The sequence below is a fragment of the Lysinibacillus zambalensis genome (genome assembly GCF_040183165.1).
In the GTDB taxonomy this organism is placed as follows: domain Bacteria; phylum Bacillota; class Bacilli; order Bacillales_A; family Planococcaceae; genus Lysinibacillus; species Lysinibacillus zambalensis.
Genome location: NZ_JBEGDG010000028.1, coordinates 1 through 23,298, shown reverse-complemented (window position 1 = coordinate 23,298; position 23,298 = coordinate 1). Strand labels below are relative to the sequence as shown.

Here is a 23,298-nt window from a genome sequence, read left to right as displayed (position 1 = left end):
AAATGGCACGTAAAACAGAACGCTATCGTGTCGAAGGAGCAAACTCGCTTTGGAATATTTATGACACGGTGTCCTTTTGGAAGGTGATGAAGTGTTTCATTGTCATTCAAATTGGACGCTTCACACCATTTTTACGTGTGAAAAACTGGTTGTATAGAACTTTTTTAAAAATGGACATTGGTGAACAAACTTCCATAGCTTTAATGGTTATGCCAGATACAATGTTTCCGGAACGTATTCACATAGGTGACAATACCGTTATAGGCTTCAATACGACTATTTTGGCGCATGAATATTTAATAGAGGAATATCGTCTAGGGGATGTTCATATTGGCAATGAAGTAATGGTTGGTGCGAATTCAACGATACTACCAGGTGTAACGATAGGTGACGGTGCAATCGTGTCAGCTGCAACCCTTGTACATAAGGATGTGCCAGCAGGTTGTCTAGCAGGCGGCAATCCTATGCAAATTATTTATTCAGCTGAACAAATGGCGGAACGCAAACGCAATGAAGTAGTAGAATGGTCCACGCAAAAAAAATAATAACATCGAAACTGTGCAAGCTTTGCTGTGCACAGTTTTTTTCTTTTGAAAAGCTGTTGTGAAGTTAAGGGGTCATCTTAAATTCGGCAAAACGAGGGGATGATTTCCGTTCCTCTAACGCTGATCCCCAAGGAATCGCTCAGTCTCCACTCCATCAACCACTTCACATAGCATGTATCTTCTGGCATGACATTCTAATTACTAGTAATAAAACGAAACTACAGCAGCTTTGTGTGAAAGCGTAGCGACAGCAACAACAATTCGGAGGAAGCTCTCGATGCTCGCCCGCTGGAAAGCGAGTAGCCTAGACCGGAAATCACTCGCCATAAATTTCCTTGATGATTTTATTTTTCAACACCTTAAACTGTGCAGCCTTACTACGCACAGTTTTTTTGTCTAAAGATTTACTTGTTTAAGGAGAAAAAAAGCTTACTCTGTTGATTAAAGTTTAAAATTTTTTATTTTTAAGTATAATTAACAGAATAATCAGTATTGAAATTATTCGATAATTTCACGAAGTTACATTGACGGAAAAGAAGAAATAAGTTAGAATTCTTTCATAATCTAATTCTCTAACACTCTAGTGAGTTAAAGTGAATCGTAAGGAAGTGTCAAAATGTCGTCGATTAAAATGTTTGAAAAACCACTTGGAATGCGCGATACATTTCCACAAATATTCGAAAAGGTAGAGACTGTTAGAAATACTGGACGAGACTTTTTATGCCGAAGAGGCTTTGAATTTATTAAAACACCTGCAGTAGAGTATTTCGATACAGTCGGTAAAGCATCTGCAATAGCCGATGCGCATTTATTTAAATTAGTAGATAGCCAAGGCAACACGTTAGTATTACGACCGGATATGACAACACCGATTGCACGCGTGGCAACGTCAAAACTATTAAAAGAGATGATCCCAGTACGTCTCGCTTATTTTGCTAGTGTATTTCGCGCACAGGAAGCGGAAGGTGGGCGTCCGGCAGAATTTGATCAAATGGGGATCGAGCTAATTGGGGACAATTCTGTATTTGCTGATGCTGAGGTTATTGTGACAGCTATGGAGTTATTAAAGCATTTTGGATTAGTGAATTTTAAAATGACGATCGGTCATGCAGGTATATTAAATTGTATTTTACAAGATTATACAGAAAGCGTTGAACAACAAAATATATTACGAGCACTCCTTGTGCAACGTAATTATGTAGGATTTGAAGAAGCAGTGGAATCATTTGATTTACCTAAAGCAAAATCCGATGCATTACTGCAATTTATTGAAGAAGCTATGAATGTAAAAGAAATTCAAGATATTGAAAAATACGTGCGGAAAAATGACGCATTAGAATATATGCAGCAGCTCGCTAAACTACTTGAAATTGCAGACTTAGCGGATTATGTAGCCTTTGATTTTACACTTTCTAGTCATATGAGCTATTACACAGGCATGTTATTCGAAGTGTTTGCTACCGGCAGTGGCTTTCTATTAGGCAATGGGGGACGCTATGACGGATTGCTGGAGGTATTTGGCTCAAAAGTAGGCGCTACAGGATTTAGTATTCGCGTTGATCGCTTATTAGAAACATTGGATGGGCAGGCTGTTGAACGACAAGAAACTACAGTCGTGTTATTTGAGGAAGAACAATTTGAAGAGGCGATTGCAAAGGTAAAAACGCTACGGGCAACTGGTAAACAGGCAACTTTGCAGTTAAGGAGTAGCCTTGTTGAAGAAGAAGCATTTTTAGCACACTTCACAGAAGTAGTGATTGTGGGACAGGAGGACGTTGACGGTGAATGAACTAACGATTGCTATGCCGAAGGGACGCATTTTTGACGAGGCATACGAGATGCTTTTAGAAGCCGGCTTTAATTTACCAGAAGAAGTCGAAATGTCCCGTAAATTAATGCTTGAAATTCCAGAAGAGAAAATTCGTTTCATATTAGCAAAGCCAATGGATGTGCCTGTGTATGTTGAACATGGCGTAGCGGATATTGGTATTGCTGGGAAGGATGTTTTGTTAGAACAGCAACGCGAAGTGCATGAGTTACTGGATTTGAAAATAAGTACTTGTTATATCGCTTCAGCAGGCTTACCTAATACGACAATGAATGAGATTGCACCAAGAATAGCGACAAAATATCCTAATATTGCAATGAAATATTATAAGGGTATTGGCGAGCAGGTTGAAATTATTGAGTTAAATGGTTCGATTGAATTGGCACCCATGATTAACTTAGCAGATCGAATTGTCGATATTGTTTCAACCGGTCGTACGCTGAAAGAAAATGGCTTAGTGGAATATGAATTTATTACAGACGTATCATCACGATTAATTGCTAACCCTGTAAGCTATCGCATGAAGAGTGACCGTATTATTGATCTCGTGAAACGTTTAAAGAAATGTGTTAAATAAATCGTGCTCACTTAGACCCTCTAGATATACACATAAAACAATATAAACAAAAAGAATTAGCTGGTATTGGTAGCGGGTTGATTATAACAGGAAACAGTGGAACAAACTGATTGAAGATTGTAAAGATGGCAATGTTTCAACTGTTATCATTACACACAAAGACAGATTCATATGCTTTGGTTATGATTGGCTTGAAAGATTTCTTAGTATGTGTGGAATTGTTGTTGTGAATGAGAGACTATCTCCTCAAGAAGAGCTGGTTCAAGACTTGATATCCATCATTCATGTATTTAGTCGTAGAATTTACGGGTTAAGGAAGTACAAAAGGAAATGTCGGAGGATGAAGATTTATGAAAAGAGCCTATTTAATAGAAATCAAACCGACAACTGAACAAATTAGTAAAATCCGTCAAACCATAGGCGTATGTCGGTATGTATATAATCTGTACATCTCTAAAAATAAAGAAATATATGAATCCGAGGGAAAATTTCTAAGTGGATACGATTTCTCTAAATGGTTGAATAACGTACACACAAAAGAAAATGACCAATGGATAAAAGAAGTACCAAGCAAAGCGGTGAAGCAAGCAATAATGAATGGAGATAAGGCTTTTAAAAGATTTTTTAGAGGATTATCTAAATTTCCACGCTACAAGAAAAAGAAAAATCAAGATGTGAAGTGCTATTTTCCTAAAAATAACAAAACAGACTGGAAACTAGAACGGCATAGGGTGAAAATTCCTATACTTGGTTGGATGAGACTAAAGGAATATGGATACATCCCGAAAGATACAATTGTAAAAAGTGGTACAGTATTTCAAAGAGCAGGAAAATATTTCGTGTCTGTGCTTTGCGAAATAGAAGAAGCAAGAACAGAAATATTACTTAATGAAACAGGTCTAGGGATTGATTTAGGGATTAAAGATTTTGCTATTCGTAGTGATGGGAAAATCCATAAAAATATCAATAAAACAGTGAAAGTAAGAAAGTTAGAAAAGAAGTTAAAACGTGAGCAACGCTCTTTATCACGAAAGTATGAAAATATAAAAAAGAGAGGTGAAAAGTCTGTTACTAATAAAAGAGCGAATATAAGCAAAAATGTTCTTAGAGTGCAAAAGCTACATACTCGACTGGTGAATATTAGATTAGAGTATGTAAAATCTATTGTAACGGATATGGCAAAAACCAAACCACAATTTATTACAGTGGAAGATTTAAATGTAAAAGGCATGATGAAGAATAAACATCTTTCCAAAGCTGTAGCACAGCAATGTTTTTATACTTTTAAAACACGGTTATTGACCAAATGTAAGAAATATGGAATCGAATTACGTCAAGTGGATAGGTTCTATCCATCATCAAAGTTGTGTTCATGTTGTGGTCAGAAGAACATAGGTTTAAAACTATCTAACCGAATATACACATGTAATTGTGGAAATGTAATGGATAGAGATTTAAATGCATCTATTAACCTTTTACAATCAAGAGAATATACGGTGCTAACTTAAATAGTCAGTATATATGTACGGTGGACTACATCGGAATTTACGCCTGTGGAGTGTTATATCAAACTGTAGTAGCGAGTTATCGGCGAGACAGGGCACGTAGAAACAGGAACACTCTAAGAGTATACATTTGTCTATATTTTTAGTAGCAGATTAATCTTATGAAAATTTTAAAGCTAGAAAAAGGTATTTCCTTAAAACGACCACTGGAAGGTGGAAATGAAGAACAGTTAAAGGTTGTACGCCAAGTATTGAAAGATGTTCGTGTACAAGGTGACGCAGCCATACGTTCTTATACAGAAAAATGGGATGGCTTTGCCCCTGACTTTTTACGCGTAACGAAAGAAGAGTTAGAAGAGGGCGCTAATTCAATTGATCAACAGCTTTATGCTGATTTAACAGAAGCTGCTCAAAATATTCGCCTTTATCACGAGCAGCAAAAGCGTTCAGGTTATCGCATGGAGCTTGCAGATGGTTCATGGCTTGGACAACGAATTACTGCTCTCGATGCAGTAGGTCTTTATGTTCCTGGTGGTACAGCAGCATATCCGTCTTCGGTCTTGATGAACGTGATTCCTGCACAAGTTGCTGGTGTCAAGCGCATTGTTATGACATCTCCCGCAGGTCGCGATGGAAAATTACCTCCAGGTGTACTTGCGGCAGCGCATATTTTAGGGGTAGAAGAAATATACAAAATCGGTGGAGCTCAGGCGATTGCGGCTCTTGCATATGGTACAGAGACAATTTCTCCCGTTGATAAAATTACAGGCCCGGGAAATATTTTTGTAGCATTAGCAAAACGTGAAGTATTTGGTGAGGTAGCAATTGATATGATTGCTGGCCCAAGTGAAATTGCGGTGATAGCAGATGACACAGCATTTGCTGATGAAATCGCAGCCGATCTTTTATCACAGGCGGAGCATGATAAATTGGCTTGTGCCATTTTAGTAACGACTTCTGAGCAATTGGCTAAAAAAGTAGCTGATGAGGTGGAGAAGCAATTAACGACTTTACCGCGTGAAGAGGTAGCGCGAGCATCGATAGAAAACTTTGGTGCCATTTATGTGGCTGAAACGATGGCAGATGCCATAGATGCGATTAATTCGCTAGCACCTGAGCATTTAGAAATTGTCACAAAAAATGCTGAGGCTGTAGCTGAACAAGTACGACATGCAGGTGGTATTTTCATCGGTCGTTATAGCTCAGAACCAGTGGGTGATTACTTTGCGGGGACTAATCATGTTCTACCGACGAATAGCACGGCACGCTTTGCAAGTGGTTTAAACGTTGATGATTTTGTGAAAAAATCGAGCATCGTCTTTTATAGTGAAAAAACTTGGGCAGAAAATGCACCGAAAATTGCACGTCTGGCACGAATGGAAGGCTTAGAAGGTCATGCGCGTGCAGTCGAATCGCGAGGATGGGAAAAGGAGTAGTACTATGACTGAAAAGAAACGATATGCAAAAGTTGAACGTACAACCAATGAAACACAAATTTCGGTAGCCATCGATTTAGATGGTGAAGGAAAGGCGGATATTAAAACGGGTGTTGGCTTTATGGATCACATGCTTGATCTATTTATCAAACATGGGCTTTTTGATGGGACGATACAAGCGAACGGTGATACCTATATAGACGATCACCATACAACAGAAGACCTCGGAATTGTTTTAGGCCAAGCTATCCGTGAAGCGCTCGGTGATAAAAAAGGAATAAAGCGTTACGGGACAGCATTTGTGCCCATGGATGATGCGCTTGCACAGGTCGTTGTAGATTGCTCGAATCGTCCGCACTTAGAATATCGTGTGCCACCTTTGAAGGAAAAGGTCGGTAGTTTTGATACTGAATTAGTGCATGAATTTTTGTGGAAGTTTGCACTTGAGGCACGGATGAATGTTCATGTCATCGTACCTTATGGACAAAATACACATCATATTATCGAGGCAATTTTTAAAGCGTTAGCACGTGCCATTGACGCAGCGGTGGAAATTGACCCACGTGTGAAAGGTGTACCATCGACTAAGGGGCTGTTAACGTGAAAATAGGTGTTATTGATTATGGAATGGGGAATTTATTTAGTGTTGAACAAGCCTTAAAACGACTTGGCTGTGAGGTTATTGTCACATCTGACGAGACTGAACTAGATGCAACAGATGCGCTGTTGCTTCCTGGTGTTGGGGCATTTCCAGATGCCATCAAACGTTTAGCTGAAATGAATTTAGATCGATATTTACAGAAGGTAAAAGCTGAAAATCGACCACTTCTCGGGATTTGCTTAGGCATGCAATTATTATTTGAGCAAAGTGAAGAAGTGAACACTACGCAGGGTTTGGGCTTTTTTAAAGGAAGCATTAAACGATTTAGTGGTGACAACGCAGGGCAGATGTACCGAGTACCGCATATGGGATGGAATGAGCTCATAGTAACAAAGCGTCCTTCATGGTTAAAGGGAGAAGGGACGGCAAGGCATGTTTATTTTGTGCACTCGTTTTATGCGACCGATATTGATGAAACAGAGCTTGTCGCTTATGCGGATTACCATGGTATTAAGGTTCCTGGCATTGTTGCAAATGACTCTATTACGGGCATGCAGTTCCATCCCGAAAAGTCAGGTGAACTAGGTGTGTATTTATTAAAGCAGTGGTTGGAGGGGGTGGCCTCATGTTAACAAAGCGCATTATTCCATGTCTTGATGTGAAAGAGGGACGTGTTGTAAAAGGTGTACAGTTTGTGTCATTACGTGATGCGGGTGACCCAGTAGAGCTTGCGAAGTTTTATGATGAGCAAGGGGCAGATGAGCTTGTGTTTCTAGATATCTCGGCATCACATGAAGGCCGTGAAACGATGGTTGATGTCGTCCGACAAACTGCAGCTACATTAGCCATTCCATTCACAGTAGGTGGTGGAATCCGTACATTAGATGATATGAAACGCATTTTACGTGCAGGTGCTGATAAAGTATCCGTGAATACTTCTGCTCTAGAGCGACCGAAGCTGATTAAAGAAGGTTCTGATTTTTTTGGCGCACAATGTATTGTTGTCGCTATTGATGCTCGCTTTAGTGAGGAAGATGCTACATGGATGGTTTATACGCATGGAGGACGAAATAAAACAACATGGCAGGCAACTGAGTGGGCGAAGGAAGCGGTTCGCTTAGGTGCTGGTGAAATTTTATTAACGAGTATGAACAAGGACGGCGAGAAATCAGGTTTTGATTTAGCCTTAACAAAAGCTGTGAGAGAAGCTGTGACAGTTCCTGTTATTGCAAGTGGCGGTGCAGGGAATGCCGACCATTTTTACGAAGTGTTAGCTGAAGATGTCGATGCAGATGCAGCACTTGCCGCATCCATCTTCCATTACAAAGAAACGAGCGTAGCACAAGTAAAAGAGTACTTACGTGAAAAAGGAGTGGCAGTAAGATGATGGACAGCATTAAATTTGATGAAAAAGGTCTTGTCACTGCAGTTGTACAAGATGCGAATACAAAAGAAGTACTAACTGTAGCGTATATGAATAAAGAGTCGCTTGAAAAAACACTTGAATCGGGAGAAACATGGTTTTACTCACGTTCACGTCAAGAGCTCTGGCACAAAGGAGCAACTAGTGGCCATACACAAAAAGTTGTGTCAATTAAAGCGGACTGTGACGGTGATGCATTAGTCGTGGAAGTAATTCCTTCTGGCCCAGCTTGTCATAATGGAACAACTTCTTGCTTTACAGAAAATATTCAGCAAAATGCCAAGGTCGGATCTGTTGAGATTATTTCTAAACTTGCCAATGTTATTGCGAAACGTGAGCAAGAAATGCCAGAAGGGGCGTATACTACATATTTATTCGATAAAGGAATCGATAAAATCTGTAAAAAAGTTGGAGAAGAAGCAACTGAGGTTGTTATAGGTGCTAAAAATCGCGATACAGAAGAAGTAAAATGGGAGGCTGCCGATTTAATTTATCATCTACTCGTGTTACTACAAGAGCAAAAAGTAAGTGTTTATGACGTGTTACATGTGTTAGAAAAACGTCATGAGGAGAAATAACGGCATATTGCTTATTGTATGTTATAATAGAAGTTACTGTGTAAAGGAACGTATGATACGTTCCTTATTTCTTGTTTCGGAGGAAATGTATTGGAAAAGAAACGTCAAAAAGAGAATCAAACGAATATAGTGTCGTTCATTCCAACAGGCGACTATTATTATAAAAAATCAATTCAAGCAATGAATAGCGGACAAATGAATAAAGCCTATAAATATTTACAGCGAGCAGTTGATTTAAGTCCTGATGATCCAATGATTTTATTGCAGTTAGCGATAGTAGAGTTAGAGGGTCAACGTTTCGAGGAAGCGTATGATCTTCTTCGCCGTGCCTATCAGATAGATAAAGAAAATCCAGAAATTATTTTTTACATGGCAGAGGTTTCAGGATGTATCGGTATTATACATGATGCTAAACGCTTTGCAGAGCAATATTTAGAAATAGATCCAGAGGGTGCTTATGCTGATGAAGCTGCTGAAATATTAGACTTTGTTGATTTTGAGCAGGATGACTTTGAAGAGCTTGAAGGTTCTGCTGAAGATTTATATCGGCAGGAGCAAGCAAGACGTTGTATGGAAAAGGGAGATTTCCCTGAAGCTATTAATATGCTAGAAGAGTTAATTGAAGATAGACCGGATTTTTGGTCAGCTTATAACAACCTAGCCCTTGCCTATTTTTATGTTGGTGAAGCAGAACAGGCGAAGGCGCTTCTAAATACGGTATTACGTGAAAATAAAGGGAATTTACATGCGCTATGTAATTTAACGGTTATCGCGTACTATGAAAAAAATGAAGAAGATTTAAAAGATCTTTTAGAAGTACTTGTGAAAATTCAGCCATACTTATGGGAACATCGCTATAAGTTGGGTGCAACATTAGCGCTCGTTGGACAATATGAATTAGCATTTAAATGGTTGCGTAGCATGCAAAAAAGAGGCTATGTAGGCGATGCTGGCTTTTACTTTTGGTTATCTCATGCAGCTTATTTCTCAGGACATGAAGAAATATCAAAGAGTGCATGGGAGCAACTACTTGAGCTAGATCCTGAAAAAGAAGGCTTTGAACCTTGGCGTCAAGAGGAAAACACGTATTCTCTGGATGCATTAGAACACGACCGTGATTATATTGTGGAGAAGCTGGAGAGCGATTATACAAGTGAACGCATATTTGGTTTATTTTTACTAAGTTGTACAGCGCATAAACAGGAAATTATCGCACATCCCAAATGGATAGATGTTGACGAATGTAATGCGTATGAAAAGCTGTTCCTAGCTTATGCACTAGGACATCAATTTGATATGAAAAACAAAGTAGAGGCTAGCTTTATACGAGCAGTAAGTGTATCCGAAATTTTACTTGAACAGTATGGTAAGTTGACGACATTAATTGCACCGATGTTCCAAATGTGGTTTGTACTTTGTGAGCAAGCATTGATAAACAATTATCGTTTCACAAATCCAGCGGCTATTGCAGGAGCAAATGATTATTTATTCCGCTCTTCTCGTAATCTCAAGGTGACAAAAAAAGAGATAGCTCAGCAATACGGAGTATCCGTGTCAACTTTATCGAAGTACATTGATGAAATTTTAATGTTTTTACCAAGTACGAATAATTAGACTGTGAGCAACATAGTTGAATAACTTTTTACTTTCACATACGATGAACATACTGAAGTTATTATCAATTGAGTCTTGGCTGCGTCCGAGGCATTACCTTCATTCAGTAGGTGTTTGCGCACCTACTGAATGAAGGTAAAAAAGTATTTGTTTAGGGGGAAGTATTATGTCAGAAGAAAAAATTTATGATGTTGTAATAATTGGTGCAGGTCCGGCTGGTATGACTGCGGCTGTTTATACATCACGTGCCAACCTTTCAACTTTAATGATTGAACGTGGGATCCCTGGCGGACAAATGGCGAATACAGAAGAAGTAGAAAACTATCCTGGATTTGATACAATTTTAGGGCCTGAGCTATCAACAAAAATGTTCGACCATGCTAAGAAATTTGGTGCAGAATATGCATATGGCGATGTAACTGAAATTATTGATGGTGAGGAATATAAAACAATAAAATCAGGTGCTAAAGAATATAAAACTCGAGCAATTATTATTTCTACAGGTGCGGAATATAAAAAAATGGGCGTGCCTGGCGAAAAAGAACTTGGAGGCCGTGGTGTCAGCTATTGTGCAGTATGTGATGGTGCATTCTTCAAGCAGAAAAATCTTGTTGTCGTAGGTGGCGGAGATTCTGCTGTTGAAGAAGGCGTTTATTTAACTCGCTTTGCTGATAAAGTAACAATTGTGCACCGTCGTGATAAATTACGCGCACAAAAAATTCTCCAAGATCGTGCCTTTGCTAACGAAAAAATTGATTTCATTTGGAATGCAACAGTTAAAGAAATCAATGAAGCTGATGGTAAAGTTGGAAGTGTAACATTACAATCAACTGTAGATGGTGCAGAATCTGATTTTGTTACTGATGGCGTATTCGTATACATTGGTATGCTTCCATTAACAAAACCATTCGAGTCTCTTGGAATTTTAAATGATGCTGGTTATATTTTGACAAATGAAAATATGGAAACAACAGTACCAGGTATCTTTGCAGCTGGTGATGTACGCGAAAAATCACTTCGTCAAATCGTTACAGCAACAGGTGACGGAAGTATTGCAGCACAAGCGGTACAGCATTATGTGGAAGAATTATTAGAAAAAATTAATGCTTAAAATTGAACACTCCTAAAATCTGTTTTTGAATGGATCATCACCCCATGTTATGGATATGATCCTCTTGATTAGTTTTTAAGGAAAAAAATACAATTTTAATACGGTCTTAATATAGTTGTAACTTGAATGACATATAAAAGGTGTAAGATTAAAAGTGTAATTAGCAATCCCCCTTTTATTTTGTTGAGTAGGTTGTTTCCGCCAAATAAGGTGGAGCAACCTATTTTTGTTGTAATCGGAAATTTTGAATTTTTTTGTGGCGGAGTTTCATATGCTTGAACAAAGGTTGAAAAATAGGTTTCTATACATGTATCGGTGAAGTTAAAATTGCAATGCGCCTAAAGTTTAGAATTGAGGACAAACCTTGTTTAGTCTTGCTATAATAAAAGGAAGAACGTAAAAGTGATTAGAGGTGTGCCTATGCAAAGAATTGCAAATTTAATAGCCATAAAAGACGATCAAATATTATTACTTCAGAAGCCAAGACGTGGCTGGTACGTAGCTCCTGGCGGTAAAATGGAGAGCGGTGAGTCGATTTATGAGGCTGCTGTACGTGAATTTAAAGAGGAAACAAATGTCACACCTATAAATGCTCATTTAAAGGGTGTTTATACAATGATTATTAAAGAAAACAACGAAGTAGTGGACGAATGGATGCTTTATACGTTTGTTGCAAAGGATATAGAAGGCATACCGTTTAAAGAAACTAGAGAAGGCAAACTCGCATGGCACCCAGCAGAGGACTTGAAACATTTGCCAATGGCTGAAGGTGATCGAACAAATTTACAATTTGCTATTTCACAATCAGGCATTCAGTACGGTACATTTGAATATACGACTGATTTTGAATTACTTCATGAGAGAATACAAATATCAATAGAACAATAAAGGAGCTGCATGACAGTGGTGGTTGAAGACCTAAAAGGTAAACATGAATTAGTTATTATTACAGGAATGTCTGGAGCTGGGAAAACAGTAGCTATTCAAAGCTTTGAAGATTTAGGGTATTACTGTATTGATAATTTACCACCAGCGTTACTCACAACATTTTTAACCCTACTAAGGGATTCGGGTAAAAATATTACACGTATAGCAGCTGTCATGGATATGCGTGGCGGCGACTTTTTTGATTCTCTTATTGGCGCCCTCGACCATATGCTTAAAGAAGGCGATATAGTTGCAAGAATTTTATTTTTAGATGCAGATGATGCAACGTTAGTTAGACGTTATAAGGAAACAAGACGTGCACATCCTTTGGCTGCAAATGGATTGCTATTAAATGGCATTAAACGAGAACGTAATCTTTTATCGGAAGTAAAGGGGCGCGCTAAATTTGTTTATAATACATCCAATATGAAGCCAAAAGAGCTACGTGAAAAAATCGCAAAAGAATTTGCAAATGATGCCAATAATATATTCTCAGTAAATATTATGTCTTTTGGATTTAAACATGGTATGCCGATCGATGCCGACTTAGTGTTTGATGTCCGTTTTTTAAAAAATCCATATTATGTAGAGGAGTTACGTCATAAAACAGGATTACAAACTGAGGTATCTTCTTATGTGCTGGCACTTGAGGATACGCAAACACTCATTCAAAAACTTACGGATTTGTTTGAATTTATGATTCCACTTTATAGACAAGAGGGCAAATCACAACTTGTTATTGCTTTTGGATGTACTGGAGGACAGCATCGCTCAGTAACATTAGCGGAATATTTCGGAGCATATTTAGCTGGGAAGGAAAAAACTGTTATTGCGCATCGTGACATCAATCGTAGAAAGGATTGAGTAAATGGGAAAGAAGCGAACAAAGCTTGTTGTAATAGGTGGTGGCACAGGGCTTTCTACCCTGCTACGAGGCCTCAAGCACCACCCATTTGATATTACTGCAATTGTTACAGTAGCAGATGATGGTGGTTCTTCAGGACGCTTACGAGATGACTATGATATTCCACCACCCGGTGATGTCCGTAATGTTATCGCAGCGTTATCGGATGTTGAGCCGCTTGTAGAGCAAATGTTTCAATATCGATTTTTAGCATCGGAAGATTTACGTGGTCATTCATTAGGTAATTTAATGCTAACGGCTTTAACAGATATTACTGGTGACTTTAACCATGCTATTAGTGAAATGGGAAAAGTTTTAAAGGTGCATGGCCGCGTCATACCAGCAGCTAATAAAAAGATAAATTTACATGCCGAACTTGAGGACGGTTCTATCATTGAAGGTGAATCTAAAATTCCTTTGGCTAAAAAACGAATTAATCGAGTTTTTTTAGTGCCTGAAAACGTGCAACCGCTACCAGAGGCTATTCGAGCAATCAATCGTGCAGACTATATTTTAATTGGTCCGGGAAGTTTATATACGAGTATAATTCCAAACCTTCTTGTAAAAGAAATTGGAGAAGCTGTTGTAAAGGCAAAAGGAAGAAAAATTTACGTTTGTAATTTAATGACTCAAAAAGGTGAAACCATTTCCTATACAGCAGGTGATCATGTGAAAGCTATATATGACCATGTTGGAGACGCCTTCATTGATTCTATTTTAGTAAATGATGTAAAGCTTCCTCATCCTGTAAAAGAGCTTTATAAGGAAGAGTGTGCTGAGCCGGTAACGTTCGACGTTGCCAAGCTCGAAAGTATGCGATTAGAGGTTATTCAACGAGATATTGCCACGATTCGTCCTGATGGAACGGTTCGTCATAATGCGGCAAATGTTGCGGAATGGCTTGTAGATTATGCAAAAATCTATGAGGCAAAAAGTTAGTGAATTATAAAGCGCTTATTGTATATGATAAGATGGCATATACATAGAACAAAAGGTTGAAAGGAGGGCGTGATATGTCTTTTGCTTCTGAAACGAAAAAGGAATTAACTCAAATAGAAGCGGACAATCATTGTATGAAAGCAGAAGTATCTGCCCTAATTCGTATGAATGGTTCATTATCTTTCGCTAATAAGCAGTTAAGCTTAGACGTACAAACCGAAAACGCTGCAATCGCAAGAAGACTTTATACGATTATGAAAAAGCTATATCCATATAATGTAGAGTTGCTTGTTAGAAAAAAAATGCGTTTGAAAAAAAATAACGTATACATTTGCCGTGTTAGAGAAGGTGCGCGTGAGCTACTAATTGATTTAGAAATCATCTCAGACGACTTTCAATTTAATCATACTATTTCTCGGGAGCTCATTAAAAAGGGTGGCCAAAAAAGAGCATATTTACGAGGAGCATTTTTAGCTGGAGGTTCGGTCAACAATCCAGAAACATCAGCCTACCATTTAGAAATTTATTCATTATATAAAGAACATGGCGAGGCTTTAATGGATTTGATGAATGAATTTGAGCTAAATGCAAAAACAATTGAACGAAAAAAAGGCTTTGTAACTTATTTAAAAGAAGCTGAAAAAATTTCCGATTTCCTTAATATTGTTGGAGCTCATCAAGCAATGATGAAGTTCGAAGACGTCCGCATATTACGAGATATGAGAAATAGTGTTAATCGCATTGTTAACTGTGAAACAGCGAACTTAAATAAAACAATAGGTGCCGCATTACGTCAAGTAGAGAACATACGATTTATTGAAAATTCAATAGGTCTCGATCAATTACCAGAAAAACTTCGTGAAATAGCGCGATTACGAGTAGAATATCAAGATGTAACACTGAAAGAACTTGGTGAAATGGTATCAAGTGGAACGGTTAGTAAATCAGGTGTCAATCATCGATTACGTAAAATTGATGAGATTGCCGATGCATTAAGAAGTGGCGAAAAAATTGGTGGCTAAATTTTCATACTTTTCAGGTACGTGTTGTTCTTTTGCTAGTAAGTAAGGTAAGATAAAAATAATAAGATGAACGGTAGTAAAGGGGAGTTTTAAGAATGACCGAGAGAAGAGTCCATGTAAAATTAAAATTAGGACTACAAGCTAGACAAGCAGCGCTATTTGTACAAGAAGCAAATCGCTTTAGCGCAGATATCTTTCTTGAGAAAGACGAGAAAAAAGTAAATGCTAAATCCATTATGGGTGTTATGAGCTTAGCCATTGCAAAAGGAACAGAAGTTGTCCTTAGCGGTGATGGTAACGATGCTGAGCAAGCGGTTACAGCATTAGCAGCTCTAATTGAAAAAGAAGATTAATAAAACGCATAATGTATAATGCAGAAACTGTCCGAGAGGTAAAACTTACATATTGGGCAGTTTTTTTGCGCTTTCATATTGAAAAAGCAAGTCCCATTTTTGTTGGATATTTGTACAACTTAAAATGAAGGCCAATGTTATCCTGTATCGATCGTCGACGGGAGAGATAGGAAGATTGAAGTGATAGGGAGTAGAGTCGAAGTCGAAGCGATGGGAGAAAGGGTGAAGTGGCGGAAAGAAAAGTTAAGGCGACGGAAAGAAGAGGCTGACGGATGGAAAGTGCGGGGTGACGGAAAGAAGGGCAGCGACGGATGGAAAAGCTGAAGTGACGGAAAGAAAGGGTAAAGCGACGGAAAGCAATACCGAAGCGACGGATAGAAGTACTGAAGTCGTGGATAGAAACGACAAAATCGTGGATAGAAAGGTCAAAGCGACGGAAAGAAGAGCCGAATCAGGGTAGACCCATCAAAGCAAACAAAAAAGACATCTCAGGAATAAACCTTAGATGCCTTTCGTCTTTTTTATTTACGGTCGTTGCGATCCATAATTTGGTCGATTAAGCCGTACTCTTTTGCGCGCTCAGCAGTCATGAAGTTATCGCGGTCTGTATCTCTTGCAATGACTTCAAGTGGTTGACCTGTACGTTCTGATAAAATACCGTTTAATTTTTCACGTAAGAATAAAATACGTTTTGCAGCGATTTCGATTTCAGTTGCCTGACCTTGTGCACCGCCTAGTGGTTGGTGAATCATTACTTCAGCATTCGGTAATGCGAAACGTTTACCTGGTTCACCAGCTGCAAGTAGGAAAGCACCCATAGATGCAGCCATACCGATACAAATTGTTTGTACTTGTGGCTTGATAATTTGCATTGTGTCATAAATTGCCATGCCGGCAGTAATTGATCCACCTGGTGAGTTAATATAAAGAAAGATATCTTTATCTGGATCTTCTGCTTGTAGGAATAGGAGTTGAGCAACAATTGAGTTAGCAACGTTGTCGTCAATTGCACTTCCTAATAGGATAATACGGTCTTTTAGTAGTCGTGAATAGATGTCGTACGCACGTTCACCACGACTTGTTTGTTCAATAACTGTAGGAATTAAATTCATGTTAAATCCTCCTTAGAAAACTAAATTCGAATACTTTTGCTGAAAACTTCCATCGTATTCAGCTGTATCCTTATCATACACATTATAGTCAGGGAAGGTCAAATATTAACCCTGTTAAAGTGAAATAAATTAAAATAATTTTACCTTTACGTAGATAAATGATGCGCCTGAAGCCCGTACATTAAATTCCTTTCTAATGCGTGACGTACATTGGTGGCTACATTTTATTTACTAGGTATTTTGACACTTACTGTATGAAGATAAAAAAAGTTTAAATGTTTTACATTCTATAGTTGAATTATGAGCAATACGTTTGTATAATGAATAAGGTCATAAGTTAAAGTACAGTACACTATTTTGTCAGGTATGCTTCAAATGAGGATTATCTACATCATGCTTTTTGTTAAGCCTAGTGGGTACTTTTTTTTTGTGCTCAATTGCCCTCGTGGTGTAATGGATAACACGTAAGATTCCGGTTCTTGCACTGGGGGTTCGATTCCCTCCGAGGGCGCCATTTTACTGATTATTTAATATATTTTTATAACTCGAATTCTCCTAATAAGTAGTTTAGCAGCCTGCTTAGAGGAGAAAGAGAGGGAAATTAATGGGGATATTACCTAGTAGGCATTATTCCCGTATCTGTTCCTTTCAAACCTTCAAAAAAGCAACAACTCCAAATTATTTTTTAGTGAACATACTGTACGTGAAGACTAGTTATACTAGTCGAAAAAAAGAATCCTATCTGAGGGGATTCTTTTTTTTGCAAAAAAGTAACATGTGCAATGGGTTTTGACCGTGGAGTTAGAGATTGTGTTGGCTAGTGGTTGAAGAGAAAAGCTTTTTGTAATCCGCAAAACGAGCGAGGAAAATTTATAGTTCATTAAATAAGAGCAGCCCCTTGTGATGATACATCACATATGGGACTGCTCTTGTTTTTTTATTATTAATGTAGGGGATTTGTTGTTGTGTCGAACGAATTAAGCATCGTGTGCATATCTTGTTGAGAATATTGTGGTACTTGATAGTAGCCATGCATATTTTGGTAAATAGATAATTCGTATGCCATTTCAATGCAGTTGGGAATACTATCAGCGACAACTCGTCGAACTACAGGGTTTGTAGTTTCAGTTGCGGCAGCAGTCATACATTTTGCTGCCCCTTTTTGAGCACCTAATAGGAAGCCAGAAATTGCTTCGTCGTTGAGCTCGCTTGCATTTTGCATAGGCTTTTTAGGTTGGCCAGGATTTAATCCATATTTAAAATCATTTCCTGTCTCCATTTGATAGCGTCCTGTAGGTACAGTAGGATCATGCCCTGTTTTAAATGATTCCACAATTGTGTTATACATACCTAATGTGAAATTATATTGGCGATCCAAAATGCTAAGTAACTCCGGATCCTTAACATGTTGACGTAAAAAGATGGATTGATTCATTCCAGCAATGATTTCGCCAATTGTTTCATGCATGTCCATTACCTCATGTCCACCATGATTTAGGCTTTGTTGCTGGTTGAATGATGTTTGGTTTGATGATTCATTTTGAAACGATTGTGTCAAAAAAAGCGCCTCCTATATATCATAGTTTTGTTACATATTAAGTATGGCACGTTAGACAAATTTCATACGGTATTGATGCGTTTGCATATATGTAGAATAGAGATGTTTTTTTTGTTGCACATTAGTGGTAATGAAAAGAATGGCTCATCATCAAAATAAATAGTATTTCTGATTTTGAATGATAGCTAAAAGAAAGCGAAGGTGGTTTTAAAGTTGAAAAAAATATTTGGACCTATCGGAATTATCGTTATTATTTTAGTTGTAATGTCCTTACTATTTATACCAAAATACAATAGCCTTGTAACGGCCGAGGAAGGCGTTGATTCGAAATGGGCTCAGGTTGAAAATCAGTTACAACGTCGCTTCGATTTGATTCCGAACTTAGTAGAATCTGTAAAAGGATATGCCAACCATGAAAAAGAGGTTATCGCTAGCATTACAGACGCACGTGCACAAATGGGAAATGCTCAAAGTCCAAAGGAGCAAGCGGTTGCCAATGATGCATTGAATGGAGCACTTAGTCGATTGCTAGTAGTTGTAGAAAATTATCCGAATTTAAAGGCAGATGCAAACTTCCGTCAATTAATGGATGAATTAGCGGGGACTGAAAACCGTTTAGCTGTTGCCCGAGAAGATTATAACAATGAAGTGCAGGCTTTTAATAAAACAGTCAAACGTTTCCCAGGCAATTTAATTGCTGGGATGTTTGGTTTTGAACAGAAGGAATACTTTAAAGCTGCTGCCGGTGCTGAAAAGGCACCATCTATAGATTTTAGCGGTTCAGGTAAACAATAATGAAACGGTTGATGGCCCAACTTGCTATTGTTGGCTTCATATTTAGTTTATCTATTAGAACATCAGATGCCGCAATGCCAACGCCGATGGCAAATACGTATATTCATGATTTTGCAAATGTTTTATCTGCCTCTCTGGAGGAAGAACTCAATCGTTACTCAGAGCAGCTAGATAAAGGTACAGGTGCTGAAATTATGGTCGTAACAGTAGATAATATTAATGGCCAAGAACCAAAAATGTATGCTACAAAAATGATTCGCTCTTGGGGTATTGGTGATGCCCAAAAAAATAATGGTGTGTTAATTTTAGCAACGTTTGGGCAGGGGAAAGGCAATAATGATGTTGTGATCGCGGTAGGCCAAGGCCTTGAAGGGGCATTACCAGATGGCAAACTGGGGCGCATTTTAGATGATGCGTTTTATCCAAATGCAGGTGCTGAAAATATGGATAAGGCATTTAAAACAACGTACGCGGAAGTATTTCAAAATGTCGCGCAAGAGTACGATTGGGATGGAGAGGTGCCTGAAAATACAGCTGACAGTGAAGGAATGCCAACATGGATGATTATTTTAATCATTATCATAGTACTTGTTGTATCAAATGGTAGAGGGGGAGGACCCCGTTCAGGTCGACGTGGTGGTTATCCAGGTGGTTTTGGTGGCGGCTTTGGCAGTGGTCGCTCTGGAGGCAGTGGCTTTGGCGGATTCGGAGGAGGCTCATCAGCTGGTGGTGGAGCAAGTCGGAAATTTTAACTTTTTTCCGAACCTAGACGAATAATGCTGAGGCGATTGAATATATTCAAAAAGTGGACTCATTTGTAGTTCACTTTTTTACTGGTTTAAAAGTGCTAACAATATAACTGTCTTAAACACTAAGATAGGGAGTATGTGGACCATTGTCTGCTCAACACAATCAAGAGGATATAATAACTGTTTTACAAAAAGTAAAGGGAAATTCGTTCGGTATCAATTTTTTGCACCTATGATAATGAATACATACAAATCGTTGAACCAGAAAATTGACAAACATACAAATGTTGGTATAATTTTATTGTATTGGCAAAAAATGTATAACGCGAACTGATAATTGGAGGGAATCATTTTGAAAAAAAGATTTTTATCAGCATCATTAGCGGTTATTTTAACGACATCTGCTGTCATTCCTGTATCTATGCAGGAAGTGCGCGCGTCCAATGAAACTAGCAGTCAAGTAGAAGTAAGAGAGGAACGTCTATCTGCTAAGGAGTTTTTAGATTTAACGGTAACAGCCCTTACGTTCCAGCATGGATCTGAGACAATGCGTCAGGAAATCATTGATACTTGGGTAAAAGGCGCAGAATTAAAAGATTTAAGTGGCAATATTAAACGTGATGAAGCGGCACGTATTTTAGTAAGAGCTTTAAATAAAGAAGAAAAAGAAGCAACACTTGCTGAGTATCAAGAAAAAGCAAATAAGCTTGGTTTATTTAACGGTCTTTCGAATAGTGAAACGATTACTAAACAAGATGCGGTCAAAATTTTAAACAACGCTAAAAATGTGAAAAACGCTGTCAGTAATAAAGGCGTGAAAGAAATTTCTGTAGAAGATTTCATGAAAAACCCTGGAAGTGTCGGCTATCAACTTTCACCAGACGGAAATTATATTACTTATAACTCTGCGTGGAAAAATCGTTCAAATGTGTACGTAAAGAAAATGAATGATGATAGTGAGCCAGTACGTGTATCTAGCTCAAAGGACCGTGATATTGCGGGGGCATTCTGGAAAGATAATAATTTACTATATTTAAAGGATAAAGGTGGCGATGAAAACTTCCACATTTATTCAACAAAATTTAATGGTAATAAGGAAAAGGATTTAACTCCTTACCCAAATGTAACAGTTAGGTTCTTAAGTGATTTACAGGGCGTTAAAGACGAAATCCTTATTACGATGAATAAAGAAGATGCAAAGGTCTTTGATGTATACAAGCTTAATGTGAAGACTGGAAAAACTACACAAGTTGCTAAAAACCCAGGTAATATTTCGAGTTGGTTAGCAGATCATGATGGAAAAGTGCGTATGGCAGTTACCTCAGATGGTGTAGAAGGAACTATTCTTTACCGTGACTCAGAGAAAGACAAATTCAAGCCATTTATTGAAATGAAAGCTGGAGATGAAGTAATGCCACTTGCTTTCTCTAAAGACAATAAACATATTTTCGCAACTTCTAATAAAGGAAGAGATAAAGTAGAAGTGGTTAAATATGATTTAAAAGGTAATGAAGAAGTAATTATGTCCAACTCAGAAGTGGATGTAATAGGTGTATTATATAATCCAGAGAAAGATAAATTATTATATGGTGGTTATATGACAGATAAAGTCCACTATCAATTCTTTGATAAGGACTTTGAAAAACTATTCCGTAAAATTCAAAACAAATTAGGAGTTCATGAAAGTGAATTAAGCATTAATGATTACAATAAAGAAATGACGAAATTTATTATTAGTGTTTCTAGTGACACTGTTTACGGAAAATATTATTATTACGATTCAACAACAGATGAAATGACAGAAATGGCAACATTAAGCCCTTGGTTAAAACCAGAAGAGCTTGCAGAAATGCATCCAATTTCATATAAAAGTCGAGACGGTCTAACAATTAACGGTTATTTAACTTTACCAAAAAACAAAGAGGCTAAAAATCTGCCACTTATCGTCAATCCTCATGGTGGACCATGGGGACGTGATATGTGGGGCTTTAACCCAGATGTGCAACTACTAGCAAACCGCGGTTATGCAGTACTACAAATGAATTTCCGATCTTCGGCTGGATACGGTAAAAAGTTTCTTGAGGCAGGTAATAAGCAGTGGGGTCTCAAAATTCAAGATGATATTACAGATGGTGTACAGTGGGCAATCGACCAAGGTATTGCAAATCCAAAACGGATCGGAATTTACGGTGCATCCTTTGGAGGTTATGCAACTTTAGCAGGCATCACTTTCACACCTGATCTATATGCTGCAGCAGTTGATTATGTGGGTGTATCGAATATCTTTACGCTATTAAATACAATTCCTCCATATTGGGAAACAATGCGTGAAATGTTATATGAGCGTGTAGGGCATCCAGAGAAGGATAAGGAGCTATTAACAGCAGCTTCACCTGTCTTCCACGTGGATAAAATTAAAACACCGCTATTTGTAGCTCAAGGTGCAAATGATCCACGTGTAAACAAAGCTGAATCTGATCAAATCGTTGAAGCATTACGTGCAAGAGGCGTCAATGTAGAATACATGGTGAAGGATAATGAGGGCCATGGTTTCCTTAATGAAGAAAACAAAATTGAATTCTACAATGCAATGCTGAAATTCTTAGATAGCCATCTGAAAAAATAATATGAAAGAAGACTGTGCAGGAAGTATGACCTTGCACAGTCTTTTATAGTTAGAACCCTAGTGGAATAATCTAATATAACGATTATTTAGCAGTATTAGGGATAAGAAAAGTCAGAACCATTTTAATAATTGGCGCTATTTCTCGATAAATTGTTTATAGATAGCTGTTTCGTTTTATAATAGCTCATAAGGGAGGTGCTGTAATTGAACGTAAAATTTTTTAGTCGAGCTAATTGTGGGCTATGTGTAGAGGGACTGCATACATTAAAGCTTGTACAGGAAGATATAGATTTTGATATAGAAATTATTGATATTGAAGAAGATGAGAGCATACATGAAAAGTATATGCTCATGATTCCAGTAGTAGAAAAGGATGGGCAAGTAATACAATACGGCAATTTGGATTATGCAACACTTATGGAGCATTTATGTAGCGAATAACAAAGGGGGATTCGCTAATGTACATATTAAAATGAAGGATAAAAACTTCTCCTAAAAAGTTCGCATTTCCCCTGCTATGTTTGTAGCAGAATCCAAACGAGTAACCTTGTATAAATCAACATACAAAGAGAGTTGAAAAGAATATGTTTAAAAAATTCGTGTCCGTCTAAGAGGTTAATTATTTATTTAGACCTAATGATAGTAACCTTATGAGTGTTCCTTTAATTGAAAGGATTGATTCTATTTAATAGTATGATTTAGCTGTCGTTAATTTTAATGTATTGAAAAATTGTTTAAACGTGTTGACAAATGAAAAGTAATCATGATATATTGTTATTCCTGTCACTTCGACAGTAAAAAACATTTCAAAATAAGTTTGACAAACATATTGATATTTTGATAGAATGAAGTCCTGTCACATCGACAGTGAAAAAACATTTCAAAAAAGTTGTTGACAAACATATTAATATTTTGATATAATAAAATCCTGTCGCTGGTCGACAGTGAAAAAATGAACCTTGAAAACTGAACAAGCAAAACGTAATCAATAAAGTTTTTAGTAGCTAACCTTGAGTTAGTGAACGAAACAAAATTTTGGACATCAAACATGATGCCAGCAAAACAATTTGAGCTAATCAAATTTCTTTTATGGAG

The 23,298-nt window shown here is 37.8% G+C and carries 23 protein-coding genes, 1 tRNA gene and 1 pseudogene; 23 read left to right on the top strand and 2 right to left on the bottom strand.

Translation table 11 applies throughout. The features are described from left to right. Positions 1 to 2 precede the first annotated feature (2 nt). The 18 genes and pseudogenes from ABNX05_RS23245 to ABNX05_RS23160 all read left to right on the top strand — a co-directional run bounded on the left by ABNX05_RS23245 (position 3) and on the right by ABNX05_RS23160 (position 15,823). Entirely contained in the window at positions 3 to 545 is a 543-nt protein-coding gene (locus ABNX05_RS23245) for an acyltransferase (RefSeq protein ID WP_349661861.1), read from the top strand. Between the two features lie 616 nt (positions 546 to 1,161). Then, a complete protein-coding gene (locus ABNX05_RS23240; RefSeq protein WP_349661860.1) occupies positions 1,162 to 2,334 on the top strand; it encodes an ATP phosphoribosyltransferase regulatory subunit in 1,173 nt (390 codons plus the stop codon). Beyond that, positions 2,327 to 2,950: an ATP phosphoribosyltransferase gene (gene hisG / locus ABNX05_RS23235; RefSeq protein WP_349661859.1), complete on the top strand. Its 624-nt coding sequence runs from the start codon at positions 2,327 to 2,329 to the stop codon at positions 2,948 to 2,950. The genes ABNX05_RS23240 and hisG overlap by 8 nt, the downstream gene beginning before the upstream one ends. Positions 2,951 to 3,026: 76 nt before the next feature. After that, positions 3,027 to 3,341 (top strand): annotated as a pseudogene (locus ABNX05_RS23230) (IS607 family transposase); the annotation flags it as partial. Next, positions 3,301 to 4,458, top strand: coding sequence for an RNA-guided endonuclease InsQ/TnpB family protein (locus tag ABNX05_RS23225; protein WP_349661858.1), 1,158 nt, complete (start codon positions 3,301 to 3,303; stop codon positions 4,456 to 4,458). The pseudogene ABNX05_RS23230 and the gene ABNX05_RS23225, both read left to right, overlap by 41 nt. Positions 4,459 to 4,616: 158 nt before the next feature. Further along, positions 4,617 to 5,891 carry a histidinol dehydrogenase gene (gene hisD / locus ABNX05_RS23220; RefSeq protein WP_349661857.1) on the top strand — a complete coding sequence of 425 codons (1,275 nt, stop codon included), beginning with the start codon at positions 4,617 to 4,619 and terminating at the stop codon, positions 5,889 to 5,891. 4 nt (positions 5,892 to 5,895) lie between these two features. Further along, entirely contained in the window at positions 5,896 to 6,495 is a 600-nt protein-coding gene (gene hisB, locus ABNX05_RS23215) for an imidazoleglycerol-phosphate dehydratase HisB (RefSeq protein ID WP_349661856.1), read from the top strand. Then, entirely contained in the window at positions 6,492 to 7,124 is a 633-nt protein-coding gene (hisH, locus tag ABNX05_RS23210; RefSeq protein ID WP_349661855.1) for an imidazole glycerol phosphate synthase subunit HisH, read from the top strand. Before hisB ends, hisH begins: the two co-directional genes overlap by 4 nt. Next, entirely contained in the window at positions 7,118 to 7,879 is a 762-nt protein-coding gene (gene hisF, locus ABNX05_RS23205; RefSeq protein WP_349661854.1) for an imidazole glycerol phosphate synthase subunit HisF, read from the top strand. Before hisH ends, hisF begins: the two co-directional genes overlap by 7 nt. Beyond that, entirely contained in the window at positions 7,876 to 8,493 is a 618-nt protein-coding gene (hisIE, locus tag ABNX05_RS23200) for a bifunctional phosphoribosyl-AMP cyclohydrolase/phosphoribosyl-ATP diphosphatase HisIE (protein WP_349661853.1), read from the top strand. Before hisF ends, hisIE begins: the two co-directional genes overlap by 4 nt. A 90-nt stretch (positions 8,494 to 8,583) precedes the next feature. Further along, positions 8,584 to 10,107 carry a tetratricopeptide repeat protein gene (locus ABNX05_RS23195; protein ID WP_349661852.1) on the top strand — a complete coding sequence of 508 codons (1,524 nt, stop codon included), beginning with the start codon at positions 8,584 to 8,586 and terminating at the stop codon, positions 10,105 to 10,107. Positions 10,108 to 10,273: 166 nt separating this feature from the next. Next, positions 10,274 to 11,218: a thioredoxin-disulfide reductase gene (gene trxB / locus ABNX05_RS23190; protein WP_349661851.1), complete on the top strand. Its 945-nt coding sequence runs from the start codon at positions 10,274 to 10,276 to the stop codon at positions 11,216 to 11,218. Between the two features lie 420 nt (positions 11,219 to 11,638). After that, positions 11,639 to 12,106, top strand: a complete 468-nt coding sequence (locus ABNX05_RS23185; RefSeq protein WP_349661850.1) for an 8-oxo-dGTP diphosphatase — start codon at positions 11,639 to 11,641, stop codon at positions 12,104 to 12,106. Between the two features lie 9 nt (positions 12,107 to 12,115). Then, positions 12,116 to 13,009 carry an RNase adapter RapZ gene (gene rapZ / locus ABNX05_RS23180; RefSeq protein WP_349661849.1) on the top strand — a complete coding sequence of 298 codons (894 nt, stop codon included), beginning with the start codon at positions 12,116 to 12,118 and terminating at the stop codon, positions 13,007 to 13,009. 4 nt (positions 13,010 to 13,013) lie between these two features. Next, entirely contained in the window at positions 13,014 to 13,988 is a 975-nt protein-coding gene (locus tag ABNX05_RS23175; RefSeq protein WP_349661848.1) for a gluconeogenesis factor YvcK family protein, read from the top strand. A 74-nt stretch (positions 13,989 to 14,062) separates the two neighbouring features. After that, complete coding sequence (gene whiA / locus ABNX05_RS23170; protein WP_079563766.1) at positions 14,063 to 15,010, top strand: DNA-binding protein WhiA; 948 nt, start codon at positions 14,063 to 14,065, stop codon at positions 15,008 to 15,010. Between the two features lie 95 nt (positions 15,011 to 15,105). After that, positions 15,106 to 15,363 (top strand): HPr family phosphocarrier protein, encoded by a 258-nt coding sequence (locus ABNX05_RS23165; RefSeq protein ID WP_053485816.1) that lies wholly within the window; start codon positions 15,106 to 15,108, stop codon positions 15,361 to 15,363. A gap of 286 nt (positions 15,364 to 15,649) precedes the next feature. Continuing rightward, positions 15,650 to 15,823: a hypothetical protein gene (locus tag ABNX05_RS23160; protein WP_349661847.1), complete on the top strand. Its 174-nt coding sequence runs from the start codon at positions 15,650 to 15,652 to the stop codon at positions 15,821 to 15,823. A 61-nt stretch (positions 15,824 to 15,884) separates the two neighbouring features. Here ABNX05_RS23160 and clpP read toward each other — a convergent pair whose 3' ends face one another. Beyond that, positions 15,885 to 16,475 carry an ATP-dependent Clp endopeptidase proteolytic subunit ClpP gene (gene clpP / locus ABNX05_RS23155; protein ID WP_079563765.1) on the bottom strand — a complete coding sequence of 197 codons (591 nt, stop codon included), beginning with the start codon at positions 16,473 to 16,475 and terminating at the stop codon, positions 15,885 to 15,887. 439 nt (positions 16,476 to 16,914) lie between these two features. Between clpP and ABNX05_RS23150 the strand changes: the two genes are divergently transcribed. Further along, a tRNA-Arg gene (locus ABNX05_RS23150) sits at positions 16,915 to 16,989 on the top strand. 429 nt (positions 16,990 to 17,418) lie between these two features. Here the strand turns inward: ABNX05_RS23150 and ABNX05_RS23145 are convergent. After that, on the bottom strand, positions 17,419 to 18,033 hold the full coding sequence (locus ABNX05_RS23145; RefSeq protein ID WP_349661846.1) for a spore coat protein: 615 nt from the start codon (positions 18,031 to 18,033) through the stop codon (positions 17,419 to 17,421). Positions 18,034 to 18,246: 213 nt separating this feature from the next. Here ABNX05_RS23145 and ABNX05_RS23140 point away from each other — a divergent pair, with 213 nt between their 5' ends. The 4 genes from ABNX05_RS23140 to ABNX05_RS23125 all read left to right on the top strand — a co-directional run bounded on the left by ABNX05_RS23140 (position 18,247) and on the right by ABNX05_RS23125 (position 22,644). Beyond that, positions 18,247 to 18,828: a LemA family protein gene (locus ABNX05_RS23140; RefSeq protein WP_349661845.1), complete on the top strand. Its 582-nt coding sequence runs from the start codon at positions 18,247 to 18,249 to the stop codon at positions 18,826 to 18,828. Beyond that, positions 18,828 to 19,580: a TPM domain-containing protein gene (locus ABNX05_RS23135; protein WP_349661844.1), complete on the top strand. Its 753-nt coding sequence runs from the start codon at positions 18,828 to 18,830 to the stop codon at positions 19,578 to 19,580. The genes ABNX05_RS23140 and ABNX05_RS23135 overlap by 1 nt, the downstream gene beginning before the upstream one ends. A gap of 349 nt (positions 19,581 to 19,929) precedes the next feature. Then, positions 19,930 to 22,203 (top strand): S9 family peptidase, encoded by a 2,274-nt coding sequence (locus ABNX05_RS23130; protein WP_349661843.1) that lies wholly within the window; start codon positions 19,930 to 19,932, stop codon positions 22,201 to 22,203. 204 nt (positions 22,204 to 22,407) lie between these two features. After that, the gene (locus ABNX05_RS23125; RefSeq protein WP_349661842.1) at positions 22,408 to 22,644 is read left to right on the top strand and encodes a glutaredoxin family protein; all 237 of its coding nucleotides are present in this window, start codon (positions 22,408 to 22,410) and stop codon (positions 22,642 to 22,644) included. Positions 22,645 to 23,298: the final 654 nt, after the last annotated feature.

Coding starts and splice junctions, on each gene's coding strand:
- clpP (WP_079563765.1), bottom strand. CDS start 16,475: ATGAATTTAATTCCTACAGTTATTGAACAAACAAGTCGTGGTGAACGT.
- ABNX05_RS23185 (WP_349661850.1), top strand. CDS start 11,639: ATGCAAAGAATTGCAAATTTAATAGCCATAAAAGACGATCAAATATTA.
- ABNX05_RS23165 (WP_053485816.1), top strand. CDS start 15,106: ATGACCGAGAGAAGAGTCCATGTAAAATTAAAATTAGGACTACAAGCT.
- ABNX05_RS23175 (WP_349661848.1), top strand. CDS start 13,014: ATGGGAAAGAAGCGAACAAAGCTTGTTGTAATAGGTGGTGGCACAGGG.
- ABNX05_RS23225 (WP_349661858.1), top strand. CDS start 3,301: ATGAAAAGAGCCTATTTAATAGAAATCAAACCGACAACTGAACAAATT.
- hisD (WP_349661857.1), top strand. CDS start 4,617: ATGAAAATTTTAAAGCTAGAAAAAGGTATTTCCTTAAAACGACCACTG.
- whiA (WP_079563766.1), top strand. CDS start 14,063: ATGTCTTTTGCTTCTGAAACGAAAAAGGAATTAACTCAAATAGAAGCG.
- rapZ (WP_349661849.1), top strand. CDS start 12,116: ATGACAGTGGTGGTTGAAGACCTAAAAGGTAAACATGAATTAGTTATT.
- hisB (WP_349661856.1), top strand. CDS start 5,896: ATGACTGAAAAGAAACGATATGCAAAAGTTGAACGTACAACCAATGAA.
- ABNX05_RS23135 (WP_349661844.1), top strand. CDS start 18,828: ATGAAACGGTTGATGGCCCAACTTGCTATTGTTGGCTTCATATTTAGT.
- hisIE (WP_349661853.1), top strand. CDS start 7,876: ATGATGGACAGCATTAAATTTGATGAAAAAGGTCTTGTCACTGCAGTT.
- ABNX05_RS23245 (WP_349661861.1), top strand. CDS start 3: ATGGCACGTAAAACAGAACGCTATCGTGTCGAAGGAGCAAACTCGCTT.
- trxB (WP_349661851.1), top strand. CDS start 10,274: ATGTCAGAAGAAAAAATTTATGATGTTGTAATAATTGGTGCAGGTCCG.
- ABNX05_RS23240 (WP_349661860.1), top strand. CDS start 1,162: ATGTCGTCGATTAAAATGTTTGAAAAACCACTTGGAATGCGCGATACA.
- hisF (WP_349661854.1), top strand. CDS start 7,118: ATGTTAACAAAGCGCATTATTCCATGTCTTGATGTGAAAGAGGGACGT.